17 protein-coding genes and 1 pseudogene are annotated in these 16,854 nt (G+C 42.5%); 6 read left to right on the top strand and 12 right to left on the bottom strand.

What is annotated here, in order from left to right; translation table 11 throughout:
• The first annotated feature begins 83 nt into the window (after positions 1-83).
• The 3 genes from LC653_RS32245 (at position 84) to LC653_RS32235 (ending at position 3,676) form a co-directional block, all read left to right on the top strand.
• A complete protein-coding gene (locus LC653_RS32245) occupies positions 84-1,313 on the top strand; it encodes a pentapeptide repeat-containing protein (protein WP_229498683.1) in 1,230 nt (409 codons plus the stop codon).
• Between the two features lie 154 nt (positions 1,314-1,467).
• Positions 1,468-2,694, top strand: a complete 1,227-nt coding sequence (locus LC653_RS32240; protein WP_229498682.1) for a hypothetical protein — start codon at positions 1,468-1,470, stop codon at positions 2,692-2,694.
• Positions 2,591-3,676 carry a TolC family protein gene (locus LC653_RS32235; RefSeq protein ID WP_229498681.1) on the top strand — a complete coding sequence of 362 codons (1,086 nt, stop codon included), beginning with the start codon at positions 2,591-2,593 and terminating at the stop codon, positions 3,674-3,676. Before LC653_RS32240 ends, LC653_RS32235 begins: the two co-directional genes overlap by 104 nt.
• On the opposite strand, the gene LC653_RS32230 is transcribed toward LC653_RS32235, so the two are convergent.
• The 3 genes from LC653_RS32230 to LC653_RS32220 form a co-directional block, all read right to left on the bottom strand.
• Positions 3,657-5,522: a hypothetical protein gene (locus tag LC653_RS32230; RefSeq protein ID WP_229498680.1), complete on the bottom strand. Its 1,866-nt coding sequence runs from the start codon at positions 5,520-5,522 to the stop codon at positions 3,657-3,659. The two genes, LC653_RS32235 and LC653_RS32230, sit on opposite strands and share 20 nt — an antisense overlap.
• The gene (locus tag LC653_RS32225) at positions 5,485-6,708 is read right to left on the bottom strand and encodes an O-antigen ligase family protein (protein WP_229498679.1); all 1,224 of its coding nucleotides are present in this window, start codon (positions 6,706-6,708) and stop codon (positions 5,485-5,487) included. The genes LC653_RS32230 and LC653_RS32225 overlap by 38 nt, the downstream gene beginning before the upstream one ends.
• 70 nt (positions 6,709-6,778) lie before the next feature.
• The gene (locus tag LC653_RS32220) at positions 6,779-7,429 is read right to left on the bottom strand and encodes a hypothetical protein (RefSeq protein ID WP_229498678.1); all 651 of its coding nucleotides are present in this window, start codon (positions 7,427-7,429) and stop codon (positions 6,779-6,781) included.
• 423 nt (positions 7,430-7,852) lie between these two features.
• Between LC653_RS32220 and LC653_RS32215 the strand changes: the two genes are divergently transcribed.
• The gene (locus LC653_RS32215; protein ID WP_229498677.1) at positions 7,853-8,452 is read left to right on the top strand and encodes a thermonuclease family protein; all 600 of its coding nucleotides are present in this window, start codon (positions 7,853-7,855) and stop codon (positions 8,450-8,452) included.
• Positions 8,453-8,483: 31 nt separating this feature from the next.
• Here LC653_RS32215 and LC653_RS32210 read toward each other — a convergent pair whose 3' ends face one another.
• The 9 genes from LC653_RS32210 to LC653_RS32170 form a co-directional block, all read right to left on the bottom strand.
• On the bottom strand, positions 8,484-10,385 hold the full coding sequence (locus LC653_RS32210; RefSeq protein ID WP_229498676.1) for an NACHT domain-containing protein: 1,902 nt from the start codon (positions 10,383-10,385) through the stop codon (positions 8,484-8,486).
• 75 nt (positions 10,386-10,460) lie between these two features.
• On the bottom strand, positions 10,461-12,425 hold the full coding sequence (locus LC653_RS32205) for a pentapeptide repeat-containing protein (protein ID WP_229498675.1): 1,965 nt from the start codon (positions 12,423-12,425) through the stop codon (positions 10,461-10,463).
• 84 nt (positions 12,426-12,509) lie between these two features.
• Positions 12,510-12,710: a hypothetical protein gene (locus LC653_RS32200; RefSeq protein ID WP_229498674.1), complete on the bottom strand. Its 201-nt coding sequence runs from the start codon at positions 12,708-12,710 to the stop codon at positions 12,510-12,512.
• 49 nt (positions 12,711-12,759) lie between these two features.
• Positions 12,760-13,005: a hypothetical protein gene (locus tag LC653_RS32195; protein ID WP_229498673.1), complete on the bottom strand. Its 246-nt coding sequence runs from the start codon at positions 13,003-13,005 to the stop codon at positions 12,760-12,762.
• A gap of 119 nt (positions 13,006-13,124) precedes the next feature.
• The gene (locus LC653_RS32190) at positions 13,125-13,685 is read right to left on the bottom strand and encodes an antirestriction protein ArdA (protein ID WP_229498672.1); all 561 of its coding nucleotides are present in this window, start codon (positions 13,683-13,685) and stop codon (positions 13,125-13,127) included.
• Positions 13,686-13,766: 81 nt separating this feature from the next.
• Positions 13,767-13,982: a hypothetical protein gene (locus LC653_RS32185; RefSeq protein ID WP_229498671.1), complete on the bottom strand. Its 216-nt coding sequence runs from the start codon at positions 13,980-13,982 to the stop codon at positions 13,767-13,769.
• A 70-nt stretch (positions 13,983-14,052) separates the two neighbouring features.
• A complete protein-coding gene (locus LC653_RS32180) occupies positions 14,053-14,757 on the bottom strand; it encodes a hypothetical protein (RefSeq protein WP_229498670.1) in 705 nt (234 codons plus the stop codon).
• Positions 14,744-14,965 (bottom strand): hypothetical protein, encoded by a 222-nt coding sequence (locus tag LC653_RS32175; protein WP_229498669.1) that lies wholly within the window; start codon positions 14,963-14,965, stop codon positions 14,744-14,746. Before LC653_RS32175 ends, LC653_RS32180 begins: the two co-directional genes overlap by 14 nt.
• Before the next feature lie 103 nt (positions 14,966-15,068).
• Positions 15,069-15,788, bottom strand: a complete 720-nt coding sequence (locus tag LC653_RS32170; protein ID WP_229498668.1) for a hypothetical protein — start codon at positions 15,786-15,788, stop codon at positions 15,069-15,071.
• Between the two features lie 135 nt (positions 15,789-15,923).
• Here LC653_RS32170 and LC653_RS32165 point away from each other — a divergent pair, with 135 nt between their 5' ends.
• Both LC653_RS32165 and LC653_RS32160 read left to right on the top strand, forming a co-directional pair.
• Complete coding sequence (locus LC653_RS32165; protein WP_229498667.1) at positions 15,924-16,403, top strand: hypothetical protein; 480 nt, start codon at positions 15,924-15,926, stop codon at positions 16,401-16,403.
• Between the two features lie 143 nt (positions 16,404-16,546).
• A pseudogene (locus LC653_RS32160) lies at positions 16,547-16,854 on the top strand (hypothetical protein); the annotation flags it as partial.

Genomic DNA, 16,854 nt, shown 5'->3' with positions numbered 1-16,854 from the left:
CGTGAATTCAGAAACCAGTAGGGATAAATAATCGCGCACTCATGATAAATTTTTTATTAGTCAAGCAGACTTAGTATACATATATGGCTAATGAGGAACAGATTATAATTATCGAGCAAGGTGTAGAGACTTGGAATGATTGGAGAAGCAAAAATGAAAAAATTGTAGTAGACCTAAGTAATGCCGATTTTTCTAACTCTAATCTTAGTAATGTTGACTTTCGCTACGCTAACCTTGCTGGAGTCATTTTATTTGAAGCTAACCTTATTGGAGCGGATCTAAGTGGAGCGGATGTCAGTGGAGCCAGCTTTAGTGAAGCTAACCTTAGTGGAGCGAATCTTAGCAGAATCCAGGCTTTAGTAACTAACTTCTACGGTGCAACATTCACAGGAGTTTGTCTAGAAGATTGGCATATTCATGACCAAACTGATCTAGACGGAGTGATTTGTGATTATGTTTTCTTAAAAAAAGAATATAGAGAAGGAAGACCTAAATTTATAGAACGTCGCCCGCATAACCCTAATGAAAACTTTGCACCAGGGGAGTTTACCAAGCTATTTCAGTATTTAAGAAACACAATTGACTTGGTTTTTCGTGATGGTATCAACTGGAAAGCTTTCTCTTATGCTTTTGAGGTAACTAAAAATGAACACGAAGGTGCTGAACTTGTAGTTCAGACCATAGAAAATAAAAATGATGGTGTAGTTGTTATTAGGCTTGGAGTTTCTCCCAAGGTTGACAAAACAACTATTCATGGTGTCTTTATGCAGGGCTATAAATTTGCGAGCAGTCTTTTGGAAGCACAATATCGAGCCGAATTTAACGATAAGAGTGTAGAAATTGTTGTCAAGGATGCTCAGATAATTCGTTACAATCAAGAAATTAAAAGACAAGATGAACAAATAAACAAATTATTTAGTTTGGTTCAAAAAGTAAACGAGGTTCAGAAACTAATGGCAGAAGCTCCTAAGTATGATATGCGTAGTTCTACTATTGGCAATTTTGTTGATACTGCTCAATCTGGCAGCCGCCAGCAAGTTATTCAGCATAATTATAATCAAGACCAAAAACAGAGTCTTGCAGAGGCAGCATTAGAAATTCAGCATTTACTCAAACAGCTAGAAGCAACTAATCCTACTGCAACTGAGGCAGAGAAGAAGGCGTTTGTTACCAAAGAAATTACTCCAACCCTCAGACAACGTGCAGTAAATGCCTTACAGGCTGGCGGGAAAGCAGCAATAGAAGAGTTTCTAGATAATCATTATGTGAATGTTGTGTTAGCCATAATTGAAGGATGGAAGGAATCTAAGTAAAACGCAGCCTAACAATTCAGTTGGAGCGGACTGCCGAAAGGTCTTAATAAAGAGGCATAAGTTATACTCCTTATTCTACTAAATACGCAGTTAAGCTAATCAGCAAAATGGGAACTATAGGAGATATGAGAACGCTATAAAATCAAAACTTTCTATGAAAGGATTGAGTAAAACCAACCTGATTACTTATTTATGTGTGGGGATAATTGGGCTGATATTTTTAGCAAATAATTATCCCCAGAGCCAGCCTACGATGTCTAGCGACAAGGCTAGCGCCAACGCCAGTAAACCAGAACCTACACATACTACTAATAATGAAGATAATGAAGAACAATTAGATAATGATTCTGCAATCGCAATCTTGCAGCAAAACCGTCCTCTAAGAATGACTCTATCCGTTGAGAGTCCATCATTTTTAAAGGTCAAAGTCGGTCAACAAATCAAGCAGGGTGATGTAATATCAGATAACTCCACAGAGCGCGATCGCTTAGATAAACAGAAAAAATCTGTCAAGTTGCAAATTGACAATCTAAAATCTAAAACTATTCCCGAACCCTTCAAACCTACTCAAGCGCTAGGGCTAAAACCCTTGCCCCCTGCTATTTTCTCAGAGGAAAGTGCTGCGATCGCACAAGGTAAAATGAAGCTGTCCCAGGCTCAAGCACTGTTAGAGGCGCGTACACAGCTATTACAAAGTGATGACCCAGAACGTAGGGCAGAATTGGAAAATTCTGAAGCTGGATTACAAATTGCTTCTCAAAAAGTAGAAGAACAAGAGCAAATGATCCTGTCAATGCGGGACATGAAACTATCAACTGAAATTTTGCAGCATGAGGAGGCTGAACTTAAAAAGGTACAATCTCAAAAAGATCAGGCTAGTTCTGCCTTCGATCAAGCCAAGGCCAAACTCAACGCTTCTGCTATCCTTCAACAGCAAGAATTACAACAACTTCAGATAAATGTGAAATTGGCTGAGTCTGAGTTAAATGTGGCGGAATCTCGTTTAACTGCTGCCCAAAATCGCCGCCAGCTTACAGAATATGATGCTAATCTCAACGAGGCGAGACGGCAGCAGCAAGAAAACCAGACTCAACAAGAGTATTCACGGCAACAGCAACAGTACGCCCAATCTGTGAGGGATAGGGATTATCAACTAGCTCAACTCGCCATTTCCCTGACTAATATTGAGGATAAACTAGCACAAATCCCGATGTTGCGATCGCCCAGGAACGGTTACGTTAGGCGAATTAAACCGTGGGTAGGGCGGAACGGGAAGTATGAGACAACTATTACTATTAGCGCTGCTGTTTCCTCTAAGAATAGGGGAAGTACAGGCACAGTCAACCCCATCAGTCCCAATCAAAGTACCGACACCCGTTAAAACCCCGCCAACTCCGACAACTTTGCCAAGTGGGAAGAATTCTTCCGACACGCCAGACGATACACCGGACGAGACAAACCAGGACGAGCAGCAACAGGATAACTTATCGCCAGATAGCGCTAGCGGTAGCGACGAAGGAGCGTCGGAGGCACAGCAGGCTGATCAGGATGCTGATTCAAAGTTACCCAAACTTGAACAGAACCCCTTTAATAAGCCTTCTATCGATGTGATTCTTGAGAGGGAAATGAATGATGATATGTGGCGATTGCTGCGCGGCGGACTTCCTTGCTTAGAAACGTCGGCGGTGTGTTTGCAGCAGTTACAGGAGAAAGCGATTGCACAAAGTCCCTTGCTCAAAGAAATTGATACCCGAATTGCTGAAGCCAACGAGCGAATTAATGAGGCGAAAGTAAGGAATAAAAAATCTATTCAACTGTCTATATTAACTCCAGCCTTACAGTACTTGCTTGGCCCCACTCCCACCGCAGGCCAGCCACAGACAGCAGGCACAGGGTTAATTGATAATATCGCAGGGATATTTAGTGGTAAAACCAGCTTAATTAATGGACTGCTTAACGTAATAGGTATACCATTATTCCAGGGAACCCAAGGGGGGAATGCTGACGCGCAACGTAATGCGATCGCTATCAGTGATATTCAGGTAAAAGTGGCCGAACTTCAGCGCAGCCGCGCACAATTGGCGGATACAATTCGAGATAAAGTAGCTCAATCGTTAATTGCTTTTGATGAAGCTAGAACCGATTTTCAAACCGCCCAGGTTGTGGCGAGTCGAGCAGTAGATCAATTTAAAGTGTTTGAATTGCGTTACGTTCGCGGTAATAGCGATACTGAAAGTTATCTAACCAGACAAAACAGCTTAGATAATACAAAAGCTACAACTTATCGAGCTTGGGCAAAGATGCGGCGATCGCTATTTACAATTAAGCTGTTAGTACTCAGCATCAAGGACGCTGAGATTTGAAATGTTCACCACCTACAATTACCTCTAGCTTTCCACCTTTCCAAGCTTGGTAAATGGGGGCTTTATTCATGTTGCTGGTATCACCCTTCGGGTGACGCTCCTGCGTCGCTACCGCTTGCGCTAACGCCAGTCCCTCTTTGTTGAGACAACAAGACCCTTTCTCTGGCTCACTGCGGTAAACATCATAATGAGTTCGCCAATCATGGTAACGTCCATCTCTCCACACTTTCGGCAGTTTTCGCCCCTGGTGTTCTATCTTTACCTTTTTCTTAGAGGAAATATATTCAGCAGTTCCATCACTGATTTTCAATTTAGAATTTAGTAAAATTGACCTCTTAAACTGTTCCCAGCTTGTATAACTTTCAGCCTCGCCTACTTCCAAAGCAAAACCGCTTTCTTCTTGTCCTGTGGCAATGGCTGTTAGTATTTGGTCATCAGGGTAACGATTCAGATTATTGTTAACAGCATCAAATTTTAGGTTCATGGGTGCGATCGCAAGCCATGTTTTCTCAAATCTAATAAACAGGTTTCCTCTAAGAATCTCAGTATGAGCAGACTTAGGCAGGAAAAATTGGAATGGTGACGGTTTATCATTCAGCCAAATAACAAGGTTTTGATATTGAGCAACAGCATTGTTACCCACTGACGAAGTTGATATTTTAGTTGGATCTGTCCCAGTCGCCGCAATGAAATAGTCAACGCCCCGGTGTGAGTTATAAGCCATTAATTTAAATCCGTTCCAATCCCCGCCAGAACCTTGCGCCAGTGTCCCCAGTTGAAAACTATTACCAAAATACAGAGTTTCATAAAACTGTGGTTTGTCACTTCCCCCAGGCTTCCAATTTTCATAAGTCGGTTTTGAATTAAGCAGTTCCAGAGGTTTAGTAAACTGTTTCCTTGCTAGTGCCACAGCTGCTAGTGGGGGACGATAGGAACTAGTAACAAGGTGAACTAAATCAGGGTCTTGGTTTTTATCCTCCAGGGGTGAATCTCCGAAATATAGACCCAGTGCGCGAGATGCCCCAGAACACCATACACAGTTACCATCGCTATAATCACGTTTGGATGGCCCACCGAATCCACCGCGCCAATACTTCAGCGCCCCGGTGATGGTAAACCAGTCTAGGGCAGATTTAGCGATCGCCTTTACCTCTGGATCTTTGGCAAAGTCATACAGATTAACGTAAGTGGTCAGAGCGTGGCCAAGATAAGCCTCACTATCCCATTCACCTTGTCCAATTTGGTAGAGCGATCGCACCTTCTCTGCAATTCTTGCTTTGTAGATTTGCCGTGTACGCTCGTTTCCAGTCTCCTCAGCCATTAGGTAGGCGCTGGTATCACGCATAGCGCGGAGGTTATCGGTGTTTCTGCAATCAATCCAGGTGTCACAGTTATCTGTGGAATTTTCCCAAAACTTTCGAGGTTGTGGGAAGTGTTGAGTTAGGGGGTCAACTTTCGTAAAAATCCTCATTGCCTCCTGCATCCTGCTTTTATAACTGGGGTTGAGGAACTGACCAAAACCAAAGTACTTTCTAATCTGCCCTTTCAAAGTGAAACCAGAGTAAAAATCAAACCCTAAAATGTGGCTATTCTTAGAGGAATCTGCATCATCAGCTTGGAGGAATGCGATCGCTTGCTCTCTGTTTCCTCTAAGAAAATCAATCATCGCCCTTGGATAGGACTGTTTCTCATACTCATAAGCAGTTGATCCATATTTCCCAGATTCAAACTTTTCTAAATATTGCTGCTTTCGCTCTTGAAAACCAGCTTCTAATTCTGGTGTCCATGCTGTGGCTGTTAACTGATAACTAATTACTAATAGAGTCGCCGCGATTAACCTTTTCATAGCCGAAGAAACTTAAAGACCACCAAAATATGTGTGTATATTGGGCAGATTCGTACCATGTGAGAGTGAAAATTAGGTATGCGATCGCAACTGCTCCAATGTCCCGATAAGGTGATTTGACTACACACCACAGGCAAAAGCCTATCAACCCCAAATACACAGTTAATCCTATGATTCCCACTGATAAGGCAGTATCTATAAAGAGATTGTGGGCTTTAGTTGCTGTCATAGGCAGAGTTTTGATTGTGCCGTCTGGAAGATGCGGGTAGGCAATTTCAAAGCCATCAAACCCCCATCCAAAGGGACGCATTTTAATTCTGGTGGTTGATATTTTCCAAAGATAAGTTCTATCTGATGTAATTTGGTCAATCATTGAGTGATTATTAATATTTCTAGTTGTGGATAATAAAGTAATAGTTAGAATGCAAGCGATCGCACCAGTCAAAATCAATTTATAATGCTTTCTTCCTAAGAGATAACTAGCCCCTACAAGCAAGGCGAGTAATCCGGCTCGTGTCTGAGTAAGCAAAAGAGCCGGAATAACTACGCTTTCAGCTACAACTGCAAGCTTTGTACTAATCCACGAACTGCGCCATCCTACCAGGGCTATTATTGCCACTGCTGCCAGTACAAAAGATACAAAACCTCTGTGAGAGTATAAACCTATGGGCTGCTGCTCTCGATAAATAGTACTTTGGAGAATGTGACTTTTAAATAATTGCCCTGATGTAACAGTGTAATCAACATGCCAGTTGAAAACTTGAGGAAAGATACTTAAGCCAAGAATTACACCACCAATTACTAAGCCTTTTAGTTGCTGCTTTCCTATTTCCGGTTTTAACTTCAATACTAGAGCATTACTCAAGGTGAAGACAGCAATTAATCCCCAGTACAAAAGCCCATCTTTTGCAGTGGATTGTCCGAGGAGCGATCGCACTGATTCGGGGCTATTAATGGTTGCGATCGCTCCAATCGTGAGAAACAATCCCCACAATGCTGCTACTACTTTCCATAGTTTAGGAAATCTTAATAATTTCCAGTGCTGAGAAATTATGAACAGATTCACAATTATGATTAGCTCAACAGCTAAGATTTTTGGCTGGCTCCAAATAGCTCCTCTATCTACACCTAAAGGATTTATAAGAATAATGCTGAAGCAGAAAAGTAGAGTAATTAAATTATTCATATACCCATGAAAAAATGAGGCTGATAACTCAACCTCACTTTTATAGCTAATTAATCATAAAATTATTAATTTAGCTTCCACCACCAACACTCAGCCAAGATGCAGGGACATAGCCAACGCCAGAGGTGCATTTAGGCGCATCCATAGCATTAGGCAGGCTGGCAACTGTGTAAGTCGTCGAACCTACTTTAAAAGTTGTTGGTAGTGGAGCAGAATCACTTCCCTTAAAAGAACCAAATCCGCAAGCGTTAATCTTGACAGTTTTAACTGTGGCTTTGGGGACATCAAGAGTAGCGCTGGTTCCGGCTGTGTTACCGACTAATACAACTTTTCCATCAGGAGTTTTGAAATTTGCGCTTCTAGCTTCTGCAAAACTTCCACTTGTGCAAGTTGGAAGCAATTGAGTTGGTAAAGAGGCAATTGTAACGGTTGTTGAATTAACTTTTAGTGTCGGGGATGTCCCAACAGTGCTGCTAGAAAGTACAATTTCTCCACAAGCACCAGCCAACTTTGAGGAAACTTTGCTCACATAACCAATATCAGCGCTGATGCTAGAGGAAGCTGTGCCGTGAAAGTAGATCACAGATGATGATCCAGATCCAACACGGTAAACATCAGCACTACCATATTTAAGCGCTGCTGCTGGGAAAATAGAGGAAGCAATCGCACTAAGTGCAGCAGTTGCAATTAACCCAAACTTAGCTATTTGAAACTTTTTCATAAATCACCAATATTCAAGTTCAATTTGGTATTTCGTTGAAACCATATTCATCTATATTTTTATTGTTCATAAAGAGTAAACTTACTGAATTATAAACTTTTATTTAAACATATTTAATTAGCTTTTTTGAGAAAATATGCTGGTAATTATGTAAATTTAATATAAAATTATCTGAATAAATAAGTAATTTTATTATCTGTCGTACAAGTATTTTTTTAACTTAATATTGGGCAGACAAGTATTAATATTTCGTGTTTGTATGTTGAATTAAATAGTTCTTATCTGGCAGACAATTGCATAGGATTAATAGTGTCCGGCAGACAAATAAATAACAGTCTCAAAAAGAAAAAAGCCATAGCTATGAAAAGAAAGTCAAGATAACTGGGCAAACTAATAGGAGTATTACAGCAAAGATAGTTATCAATGCCCAAAAACCTCCTGAATAGCCCAGCTTTCTTACTTGCCTCTGTCGCTGCTATTGTTGCTGTAGCAGGTATATCCCCCAGAACTAAATCACTCGTGGAAGCGGCGGCGGATTCCACATCACCCCGCGCAATGGCACTGTCTGAAAAATGGACAGTGGCGAGTGTTGCCGATGGGGACACGATTACAGTTAAACGTGACGGGGAGACTAAAAAAATCCGGTTCTGTGGGATTGATGCAGTCGAGAAGCAACAGAAGCTAGGGCCACAAGCGAAGTCTTACCTGCAATCTCTTATTGACAAGGGAGACGGCACGGTTACAATTACTCCCATTGAACAAGATAGGTATGGGAGAACTGTTGCTGAAGTGTTTGTAAAGCCGCGACCAGGAACGCCGGGATACCAAAGCGAAGAAGAGATATTTTTAAACGGTGACATGGTTAGGGCTGGATTTGCCCGACACTATACCCGCTACAGCAATAACTGTCCAAATAAGGGAGTGATAGAACAGTCTGAGCAGATGGCGATCGCAAACCGGGCTGGGGTGTGGAATGACTCCAACGCAGTACCTCCTTGGGAATTTAGAAAGCGAGAGCGTTAAAGTAGAGGCTAGAAGACGAACCTGATACTGGCTAATCTCGCTTGAACTCCATTTGGGCGAAGTGGTCTTGCAGTAGTTTGTGGATAAATCGGTAGCGACCACCAACACGTTGGAGGAATAATCGCTCTGTGCAGTAGTCGAGGAAACGGGCGTAATTCCAGGGGATGTAACCGTTGCGGTAGAGAAAAAGGCGCAGGGTGAAGTGTTGAATGCAGGTTCTACCACCATAAAGCAGCCCAAAAATCAGCGCTACAGTCAGCGCTCCAATCAGCCCAAAAATCAGCAAGAAAAAAACAGCATTGGATGCAGACTTCCAAATACCTTGATTAGCAATTTTTTTATTTTCTATGGCTAGGTCAGGCTGCCAATCAAGCCCATCAAGCCCTACACTCAGCCCTACACTCACCCCCCAAATCAGCCCATTAAGCCCTACACTCAGCCCTACACTCAGCCCTACACTCAGCCCTACACTCAGCCCCCAAATCAGTCCTACAATCAGCCAAAAAATTAAGTTTATTTTGTTATTTCTCCGAAAAATAATTTTTTCTTTTAACTCTATTATTTCTGAATTTAGCTCAGAGATTAGCCCATAAATGAGTCCTAAACTCAGTCCTAAAATTTGCCCTACAATCTGCCCTACAATCTGCAAAAACAACAGCCCTACCTCCCCATACATCTGCCCTACAATCAATCCATAAATCAGTCCGAAACTCAGCCCTAAACTCAGCCTATAGCTGAGTTTATGAGATTTACTAATTAACCAAGTAGGCTGCATTTCTTCAATCAGAAACTCCGTTTTTGATTCTCTTTGCATTTGTTTAGCTAACCAAACAAGCCACAATCGTGTGTCTCTAGCATTAGGGAGCTTTTTCTTGAGGTATATCCTACTGTTAATATCTCGTGTCAACATCCGCCCTACATAGGCATCTAGCAAATACTGAAGACGGTCTGCTGTAGAGTTCAAATGCTGCCATTGTTCAACAGATATTTCTTGAGATGCTAGAACAGTAATGCTAAGTAGTAATGGAGTTTTAACTAACTCTAGTAAGTCTAAGTCGCGGCTGATGGTTGACCATAGTTCTATATATTTAATACTGCTTAGATAATCACAAATTTGATTATTGGTTAAAGGCTGTAAGTAGATAGCACCGTTAAGTTGTAATTGAGTTGAGTAGTTACTATATTCCTCAATCCGACTACAAACAACTAGATAAAACGGTCTAGTTTCGCCTGCTAAAAACTGATTAATTGCATGGACGCACAATTCTTGACGTTGTGGCTCAAGTTCATCTAAACCATCAAGCAATGGTAGTAATTGGTGATTGTCTACCCATTCTTTACCAAGTTTATTTGAAACACCATATTTAGATTTGAGTTCTGCCACTAACCAATTAGTTATAGATTGTCGGTCATCTTTCCAAGAGGACAAGTTGAATAAAACGGGAACGGGATAATCAGGCTGTTCTTCTGCACGGCTAACTAAAGCTTGAGCTAATTCTAACTGTGTAGTTGTCTTCCCCGACCCTGGCGCACCTAAAATCAACAGTTTACCTGCAATTTCTTGCGAGTCAAAAACTTCTAAAATTGTTGTGGTATCTGGGAAAGGTACAGGAGGTTTTTGACCAATTTTTATCTCTGCATCCCAAGGGCGCTTTACTTGTTGCGGTTGTGACTCTTTGCCCAGATTAATTAGCACAGCATTGTGGAGCGACTGCCTTAACCGTGCAGTAACTTCTTCCTTGACTGCGGCTAATAGTATCCGTTCATTCTTTGGTCGAGCAGGGTCGCCTACTGGTTTTGTTGTCTGCCCACCTAGAATATTAAAAATATTTTGAAAAACATTACCTTGAATATAGTCACCTTCAATCCGTTCGTTATAATTACCTCCTCCAGTATTAATATTGCGGTTTTCAGGCGGTTTCGGATCTTCCATATTTTCGTCTAATACTAATTTTTTAACCTGTGGGTTAGTAAACTATGAACTTAAAAGTTTATTAATTCAGTTGCCTTAATCTTCTGCTTCTACTTCCTGCCAGCCTTTGATAGCTCCAACAATAAAAGCACCTGCTGGGTTATCAATAGCTTTTTCAAAAGCAGCCAAGCCACCTGACTTGACAGCATTTATTACTCGTTCTTTCAATAATGGGTTGCTTTCAATGCGGTTTATGGCTTCTGCTGCTACTACCATTTGCTGTGATGTAGTGGTGGTCGGGTAAGTTTGCTCTAATTGTTTTAGTAATAGCTGAATGTCGGCAGCAGCTTGGGCAAGGCTTTGCGGCTGTCCAGCAGCGTAGTAGTTACCTTGAATATAATCGCGTTCAATGCGCTCGTTATAGTTGCCGCCGCTTGTGTTGATATTGCGATCGCCAGTCACGTTTGTATCTCCTTGATTAATAGTATCTGCAACAGTGCTTTCGCTTACATCTCCGGTTATCACAAAACCTTTATGAACAGTAATATTTTCAATATTTGTAGAAGCTCTTAATTTTTTTTTAGGGTCTGACATATATAATCTCAAAGATTGATTATATTTTTTATAATATGTTTCTTTTAATTGTTCTTCGTTAAGATTACCTGGTATTTTTACTTCTATAATTGCTCCGCTTTTTCCTCTTTTCTCAACTTTGACAATTTCAAGAGTGCATTGATAGTCTTCTGATAAGCTTTGCAAGACATACAAAGCTAAATTTGGATTTACATCACGTTCATGATAGAGTTTAACCGTGTCTATTATAGACTGCACGAAAAGAACGAAATCATCATTTTTAAACTCACCTTTTAATGGCATTTGATCGAGCTTGTCACCTTTTTCAGTTAATTTCATGAATATGTATTTACATTTAACACCATAAAGTTTTGTTGTTTTAGTAACTATCCAGTCTTCAACACAAGCTCCAGTTAAGGTAGCACCTGTTAAATCTGTACTCTCAAACTGTGTTCTTACAAGCAAAGCACCTGTTAAATCAGCCTCTTTTAAAGAAGATTGGTAGAAATCTGTTCCAATAAAATTAACATTGGCTAGATTAGCCCCAGACAAATTAAGCCCTCGTAAATTTCGGTTGTTAAAGTCTTTCCCGGAACCACTTCCTGTAACTAGTAGTTGACGCAATTCTTTGTCTTGAAGATAAGTTATCCCTATGCGAACAAGGTCAAGCTTCTTAGTTTTGTTAAAACAAGTGCGAGTCAGAATAGCTTTCCTAAAGTCTGTACTTTTAAGTGTCGCTGAGGTGAGATTGGCATCTGTTAAATCAGCCTGACGAAAGCTTGTACCACTCAAGGCGGCAAAAGCAATAGCCATGTTGAGGATCAAAGAGTATTTTTCATCTCCCTTTATTGCTCTCCAAGCAATGTAAACACTAAATAAGGCGACGGCTCCGGCAGCGACTCCGGCGACGACTCCGGCGACGAGGACAGCATCAACAACGGCGACGGCAAGGGTAAAGACAAAGGCAACGGCTCCTGCGAAGACTCCGGCGACGGTGATGGCAACGGAAACGGCAACGGCAACGGCAAAGATGACGGCAACGACGACAGCGAAGGTGACGGCGAAGGCTCCAGCAACAGTGACAACGACGGCAACGACGACGGCGAAGGTAACGGCAACGGCTCCTGCAAAAGCTGAGTTTAATCCTTGACGAAGGATAATTAAAAAGACAACAATTACCACTATTAAGACAGTTAAGCCTGTAACCTGATCTTCTAGACTTGAACTGTTAAATGTAAGAGCTATTATCCCTCCAGCATAGGCGGAGAAAAATCCTGAAACTACAGATAAAAACCACGAAATACAGACTAAAAAAATAGCCCAACGCCTTTGTAATCCTGCTTGAGCATGGCTAAAGTCTGCTTCCTTCAGATTCGCTCCTGTAAAATCTGCACTGCGAATATCTGCATAACTAAAGTTTGCACCCTCAAGGTTTTGTCTTTTGAAGGAGCGCCCACGCAGATTTTGACCGGAGAAGTCCTGGGGCATAATTGGGTAAGAAGACGCTTACACTTCAATTCTGATACAGATTGGCTATGAGATATTCCAGATTTGAGAAAAATCAATTTGAAGCTACTGTGACAGGACGCGAACACTATTCAAAAGAGCGATCGCCTTTTCCCCCAGAACCGCTAAAAAAATACGGAAGCGCGGCTGTACTAGCGTCCCCTGAGCCAGCCCAAGCAGACCAAACAAGCGAATAAAAAAGCAGCAGAAGTGGTTGCCCATTCCTGCCGCCGTCGCTGCTTGGTCTACTTGCCACGAAGCCTCCATCTGCGTACTCAAAACCTGTTAACAAGATTCTGCGATTCCGTCCAACAAATTACAAAGATAATTCCTCAACCCGCTTTACCCTCACCACCAACTCGCCGCCGAGAATTTCAATTAGTCGTTTAACAGTGCCGTGCTTAGTGTGGTCGGGGTCGGTTACGGCTTTACGAATCAATGAGGCATATTTTTTAATGGCTTCTTCTTCGGTCAGTTCGGGTGATTCCTGCTTGGCATACTCTCTGGCAAGGTCAGAAAAATTCCAGTTTCGTTCTTTTAGTAATTTTCCTAGCGCGTTCATGCTACAGCTTTGCATAATATTGCTATTTAATTTTAGGCGGTAATCGTGGGAGATTGTCTGCTGTGGTGTGTACATGAGGAGTGATGGGTAAAGCAGGGTGCAGAACGCACCCCACATTTTTACTCAGGCATATAGCGGAAAACGTAGATGCCGTATTCTTTCGATGGCTTGGCATCAATGTACTGGTAAGCGTCCATAAGTTCTAGCTCATTGGCGAAGTGTTCCCAGTCAATGCAGTTTGCCCAAACTGGATACTTTTGTGAGAATTCCTTGTATTGGTAATGCTCCTCTATTTCGTCAGATTCGAGGGCGAACTTTTGGGAGCTTTCCCAGTGTCCGCAGTATCTAGCTTGAAACTCGTCTGCATCTGGGATGATGCCAACATCCTTCGCCCAACCAATAAACTTGGCGATCGCTGCTCCATGTTCAACAATCAACTCTGCCCAAGTGCAGATTTCCTCTACATCGGGGTATTCGCTAATTGTTAAGCCGTGCCAGCCTTCAAAGTCATGCACTGCCCACTCTTCGGCATCAGGTTCTGGGGATGTGGCTAAAACTTCGTTAATGCCTTTCCACAATTCCTCACTATCGCCGATGCATTCAATCCAGCGCCCGTGTAGCTTTCCGTTTACATACGCGCTAAGACACGCTACATAAATCTTAGGTGCGGGGTGTGTCATTATTTATTTACCTCTCGTCGTTGATGGGTGGTGCTGCCGTTGTCTCTTGGCGGGGATGGGCGGCAGCTTGTGTATAAATTGCTATTCTTCCTCTATAGCGTCATCGTGGATAGGTAAAACTTCTGACTCTGGACTTTGACAATTACCATCAAACACAATCTCGATTGAACTATCAGCCAGTTCTCTAGCTTTTGCCTTGGCTTCTTTAACGCTGCTGGCTTCTACTTCAAACTGACAGCTAGCCTCAACAGTTACGGATACTGTGTAAGTTTTGGTACGTTTTTTGTTTTGTGGCATAATGAATTACTTTGTGGGTGACGGGTGGCCGGTTGGGCAGTTTCAAAGACTTGCCCAGGTCGTTTATCAATTAGTCAGTAGCGGCAGGTAATGCCATGCTGCTAGTCTGGTTAAGCAGTGACAAAATTTCCCGTTGATTCATCCCATCTACGCTGATGCTTGTCGCTTCCAAGTCCATATCAAATAGCAACTCCATCTGATCTGGATTTTGGATAATTGCAACAGTGTTATCAAGGGTCTTTTCTTCCTCAGCAGTGCATTCACGCCATGACCAATCGATTACATACCAACTGGCGTTTTCACTTTTTCCGTCTTCGTTAGTAATAGCTGCGGATTTCTTGATGAATTTGGGCATCCATACCAACTCGCGGGGGTCGTAGCCTTGAGATTGAGCGATCGCAACTTGGCAACCAAAGTTTTTAAGTGAACCACTGCGACCGGAACGAGAATTTTTAATCAACGTGTAGTAAACAATACCCTTGGGAACATCGCCAGCGACTGGAGTTAGCCACAGTTGCCCTTGGGCGATACGTCCACCCATGTACTCACTGACACGCCGTGAGAAGTGAACAACTAGAAATTCGAGCTTAGAGCCATAATCAGACTCTCCTACCATCCATTTACCCTCTTTGCAGTCGTTTTTAAGAAAAACCGCCATTTCAGGAATGATGAGGCCGGTGTTTTTGGGTGCGGATTGAAAAAATTTGTGACGAGCCATGATTTTTGTTACCCCAGCTGCTAAGGCTGGGGTGCTACTGGTTTTAGAAGTGGTCAAAACTTGGGGTTTCTGAGATGAAGCCGATTTCTAGCTGATAGTCGCGGTCATGCCAGCCGAGGGTGTACCAAGCGTTATCTGGATATTGCAACGGTAGGTCAAAATCCCGGTCAGCCTCTCCCATCTCAAACCAGTAGAGAATTAAACAATCTCGCTCCTCTCGCAGTGCCGCAATCTCGCGGTTGATATCTGCAATGTTGTTGTACATTTGATTTACCTCTGTTGTTTTTGGGGTAACTGCCGCTTGCTCTTGGCCGGGTTGGGCGGCAGTTTTGATGAGGGTCTAACCACCTACCCACAGGGACGAAAAGTTATCTAGTTTTTGGTTTAAACTCGCCCAGTTCAGGGAATATATCTAGTTCTTGGCTCCATTGCTCATCACTCATCCAATCGTCTGAATTAGGTTTATAGCCTTTAATTACCTGCTTCCAATTCAACGCATATTCAAGCGAACTAAAAGCATTAAAAGCTTGTCTCATTACTGCCCGAATATGGTGGCATTGCAAATGTATTTTTTCTTCTAGAGTTCTTGTTTCAGGGTCGTAGGTTTCAGTTACGCAAAGCTTAGAACCATCAAGTAAAGTAATGTTTCCCAGTGCTTTGACCAGTTGTGGCGCTTCTTTTACCATCCGGTTTTTTAAACACTTAAACTTCATACACGAGCAAGTCAACCCGTCAGGCTGGGCGTTAACTAAGTGTTTGATGCTGGGGTCTTGGAAAGAATCAACTAAAAATAATCTTTCGTTTTTGCGAATTACGTTTAAGCCAACCGATTTAGCTAATGTTTGCTCCATCATTTGTAGAGCCATTTTTAAAGGTGAGATTATCGTTGATAACCCTTTGAAAACTTCAATGCCTTTGTAACCCCGTTTAATCACCACGCGGATACCTACCGCCCAACCTTCAACTGTCATGTGATCGCTAATAAATGGTGTGAGAGTTCCCGAAACTTTCCCTAGTGCAACTAAACATTTCCAAGCAGTGTTTTTATTAATGGTTTGGCTGGCGAGTTGTGAAGAGATACCGTACATAGCTAAAATCCTTGTAGTTATTTAATGAATACCGGGGTTGCCGCCTCGGTTTTTTTCTCACTCTTCTATATTAGCATAATTATGCTATTTATTAGCATCAGTATGTTAATATATAGAAAAGTTTAGGAAACCTTTATGGAGATAGCTTTCACCGGGCCGCGACAACTGACAAAAGACCAGGAGCGCGACATATACAAGGATTTTGCCTACTTCATCAGCAACCACAAAGCTGCTTGGCACGTAGGGGACGCGCCAGGGCTGGATAACTTCGTGCAACGGGCTGCTGGCTATTACAACAAGCAACTGACGGTGTATGAGGTGCAGGGGACGGAGCGCTGGCACTTTGCAGAACGTAGCAAGAGAATGATTGATGCCATCGCAAGCCTACCGGATAGCTGGCTGTATGCCTTCCCTAATAAGCTCTGCCCCAGTGAATGCAAGCCCTGCAAGAACCCCAACGGCGGCGGGTCGGGGACGTGGCTAACCATTGCCTATGCAAAGTATCGGGGATTGCAGATATATCTGTTTCCGCAGTTTAAAACCAAATTTGGTGATGATAGCTGGCTGCCTGATTGGATGCGGAAGCCAGAGGTTGAACAATTGAGATTGTTTTAGAACCGCAAAATGCCAATTTTAAAGATATGGAAAAATTGGCATATTTGTGTATTTTGTTAGCATAAATACGCTATCAGATAAGAGTGGAGAAACGGAACGACGTAGAACCGGAGGCAATGAACCAGCGATCGCGGGACGCAGGAGAGCCAAAGTACAGCGTCGAAGAAGCCAAACGGCGGGATAGTACTTATGCCGTCCAAATGTATGTTCCCACACGGTTGATTAATAAGGAAACCGGGGAAATCAAAGAGCAAGAGGTATTCATTGGGGATTTGCCTTTGATGACCGATCGCGGCACACCAAACCTTTGGTTTGTAATGTTAAATTATTAACGGAGCCGAGCGGGTAATTGTCAACCAAATAGTGCGATCGCCAGGCGTTTATTACAAATCAGAAATCGACAAAAACGGGCGACGTACTTATTCAGCTAGCTTAATTCCTAACCGGGGAG

Source organism: Nostoc mirabile CHAB5784 (assembly GCF_020829645.1).
In the GTDB taxonomy this organism is placed as follows: domain Bacteria; phylum Cyanobacteriota; class Cyanobacteriia; order Cyanobacteriales; family Nostocaceae; genus Nostoc; species Nostoc mirabile.
The sequence above is the reverse complement of the archived record's forward strand: the minus strand, read 5'-3'. Positions and strand labels throughout refer to the sequence as shown.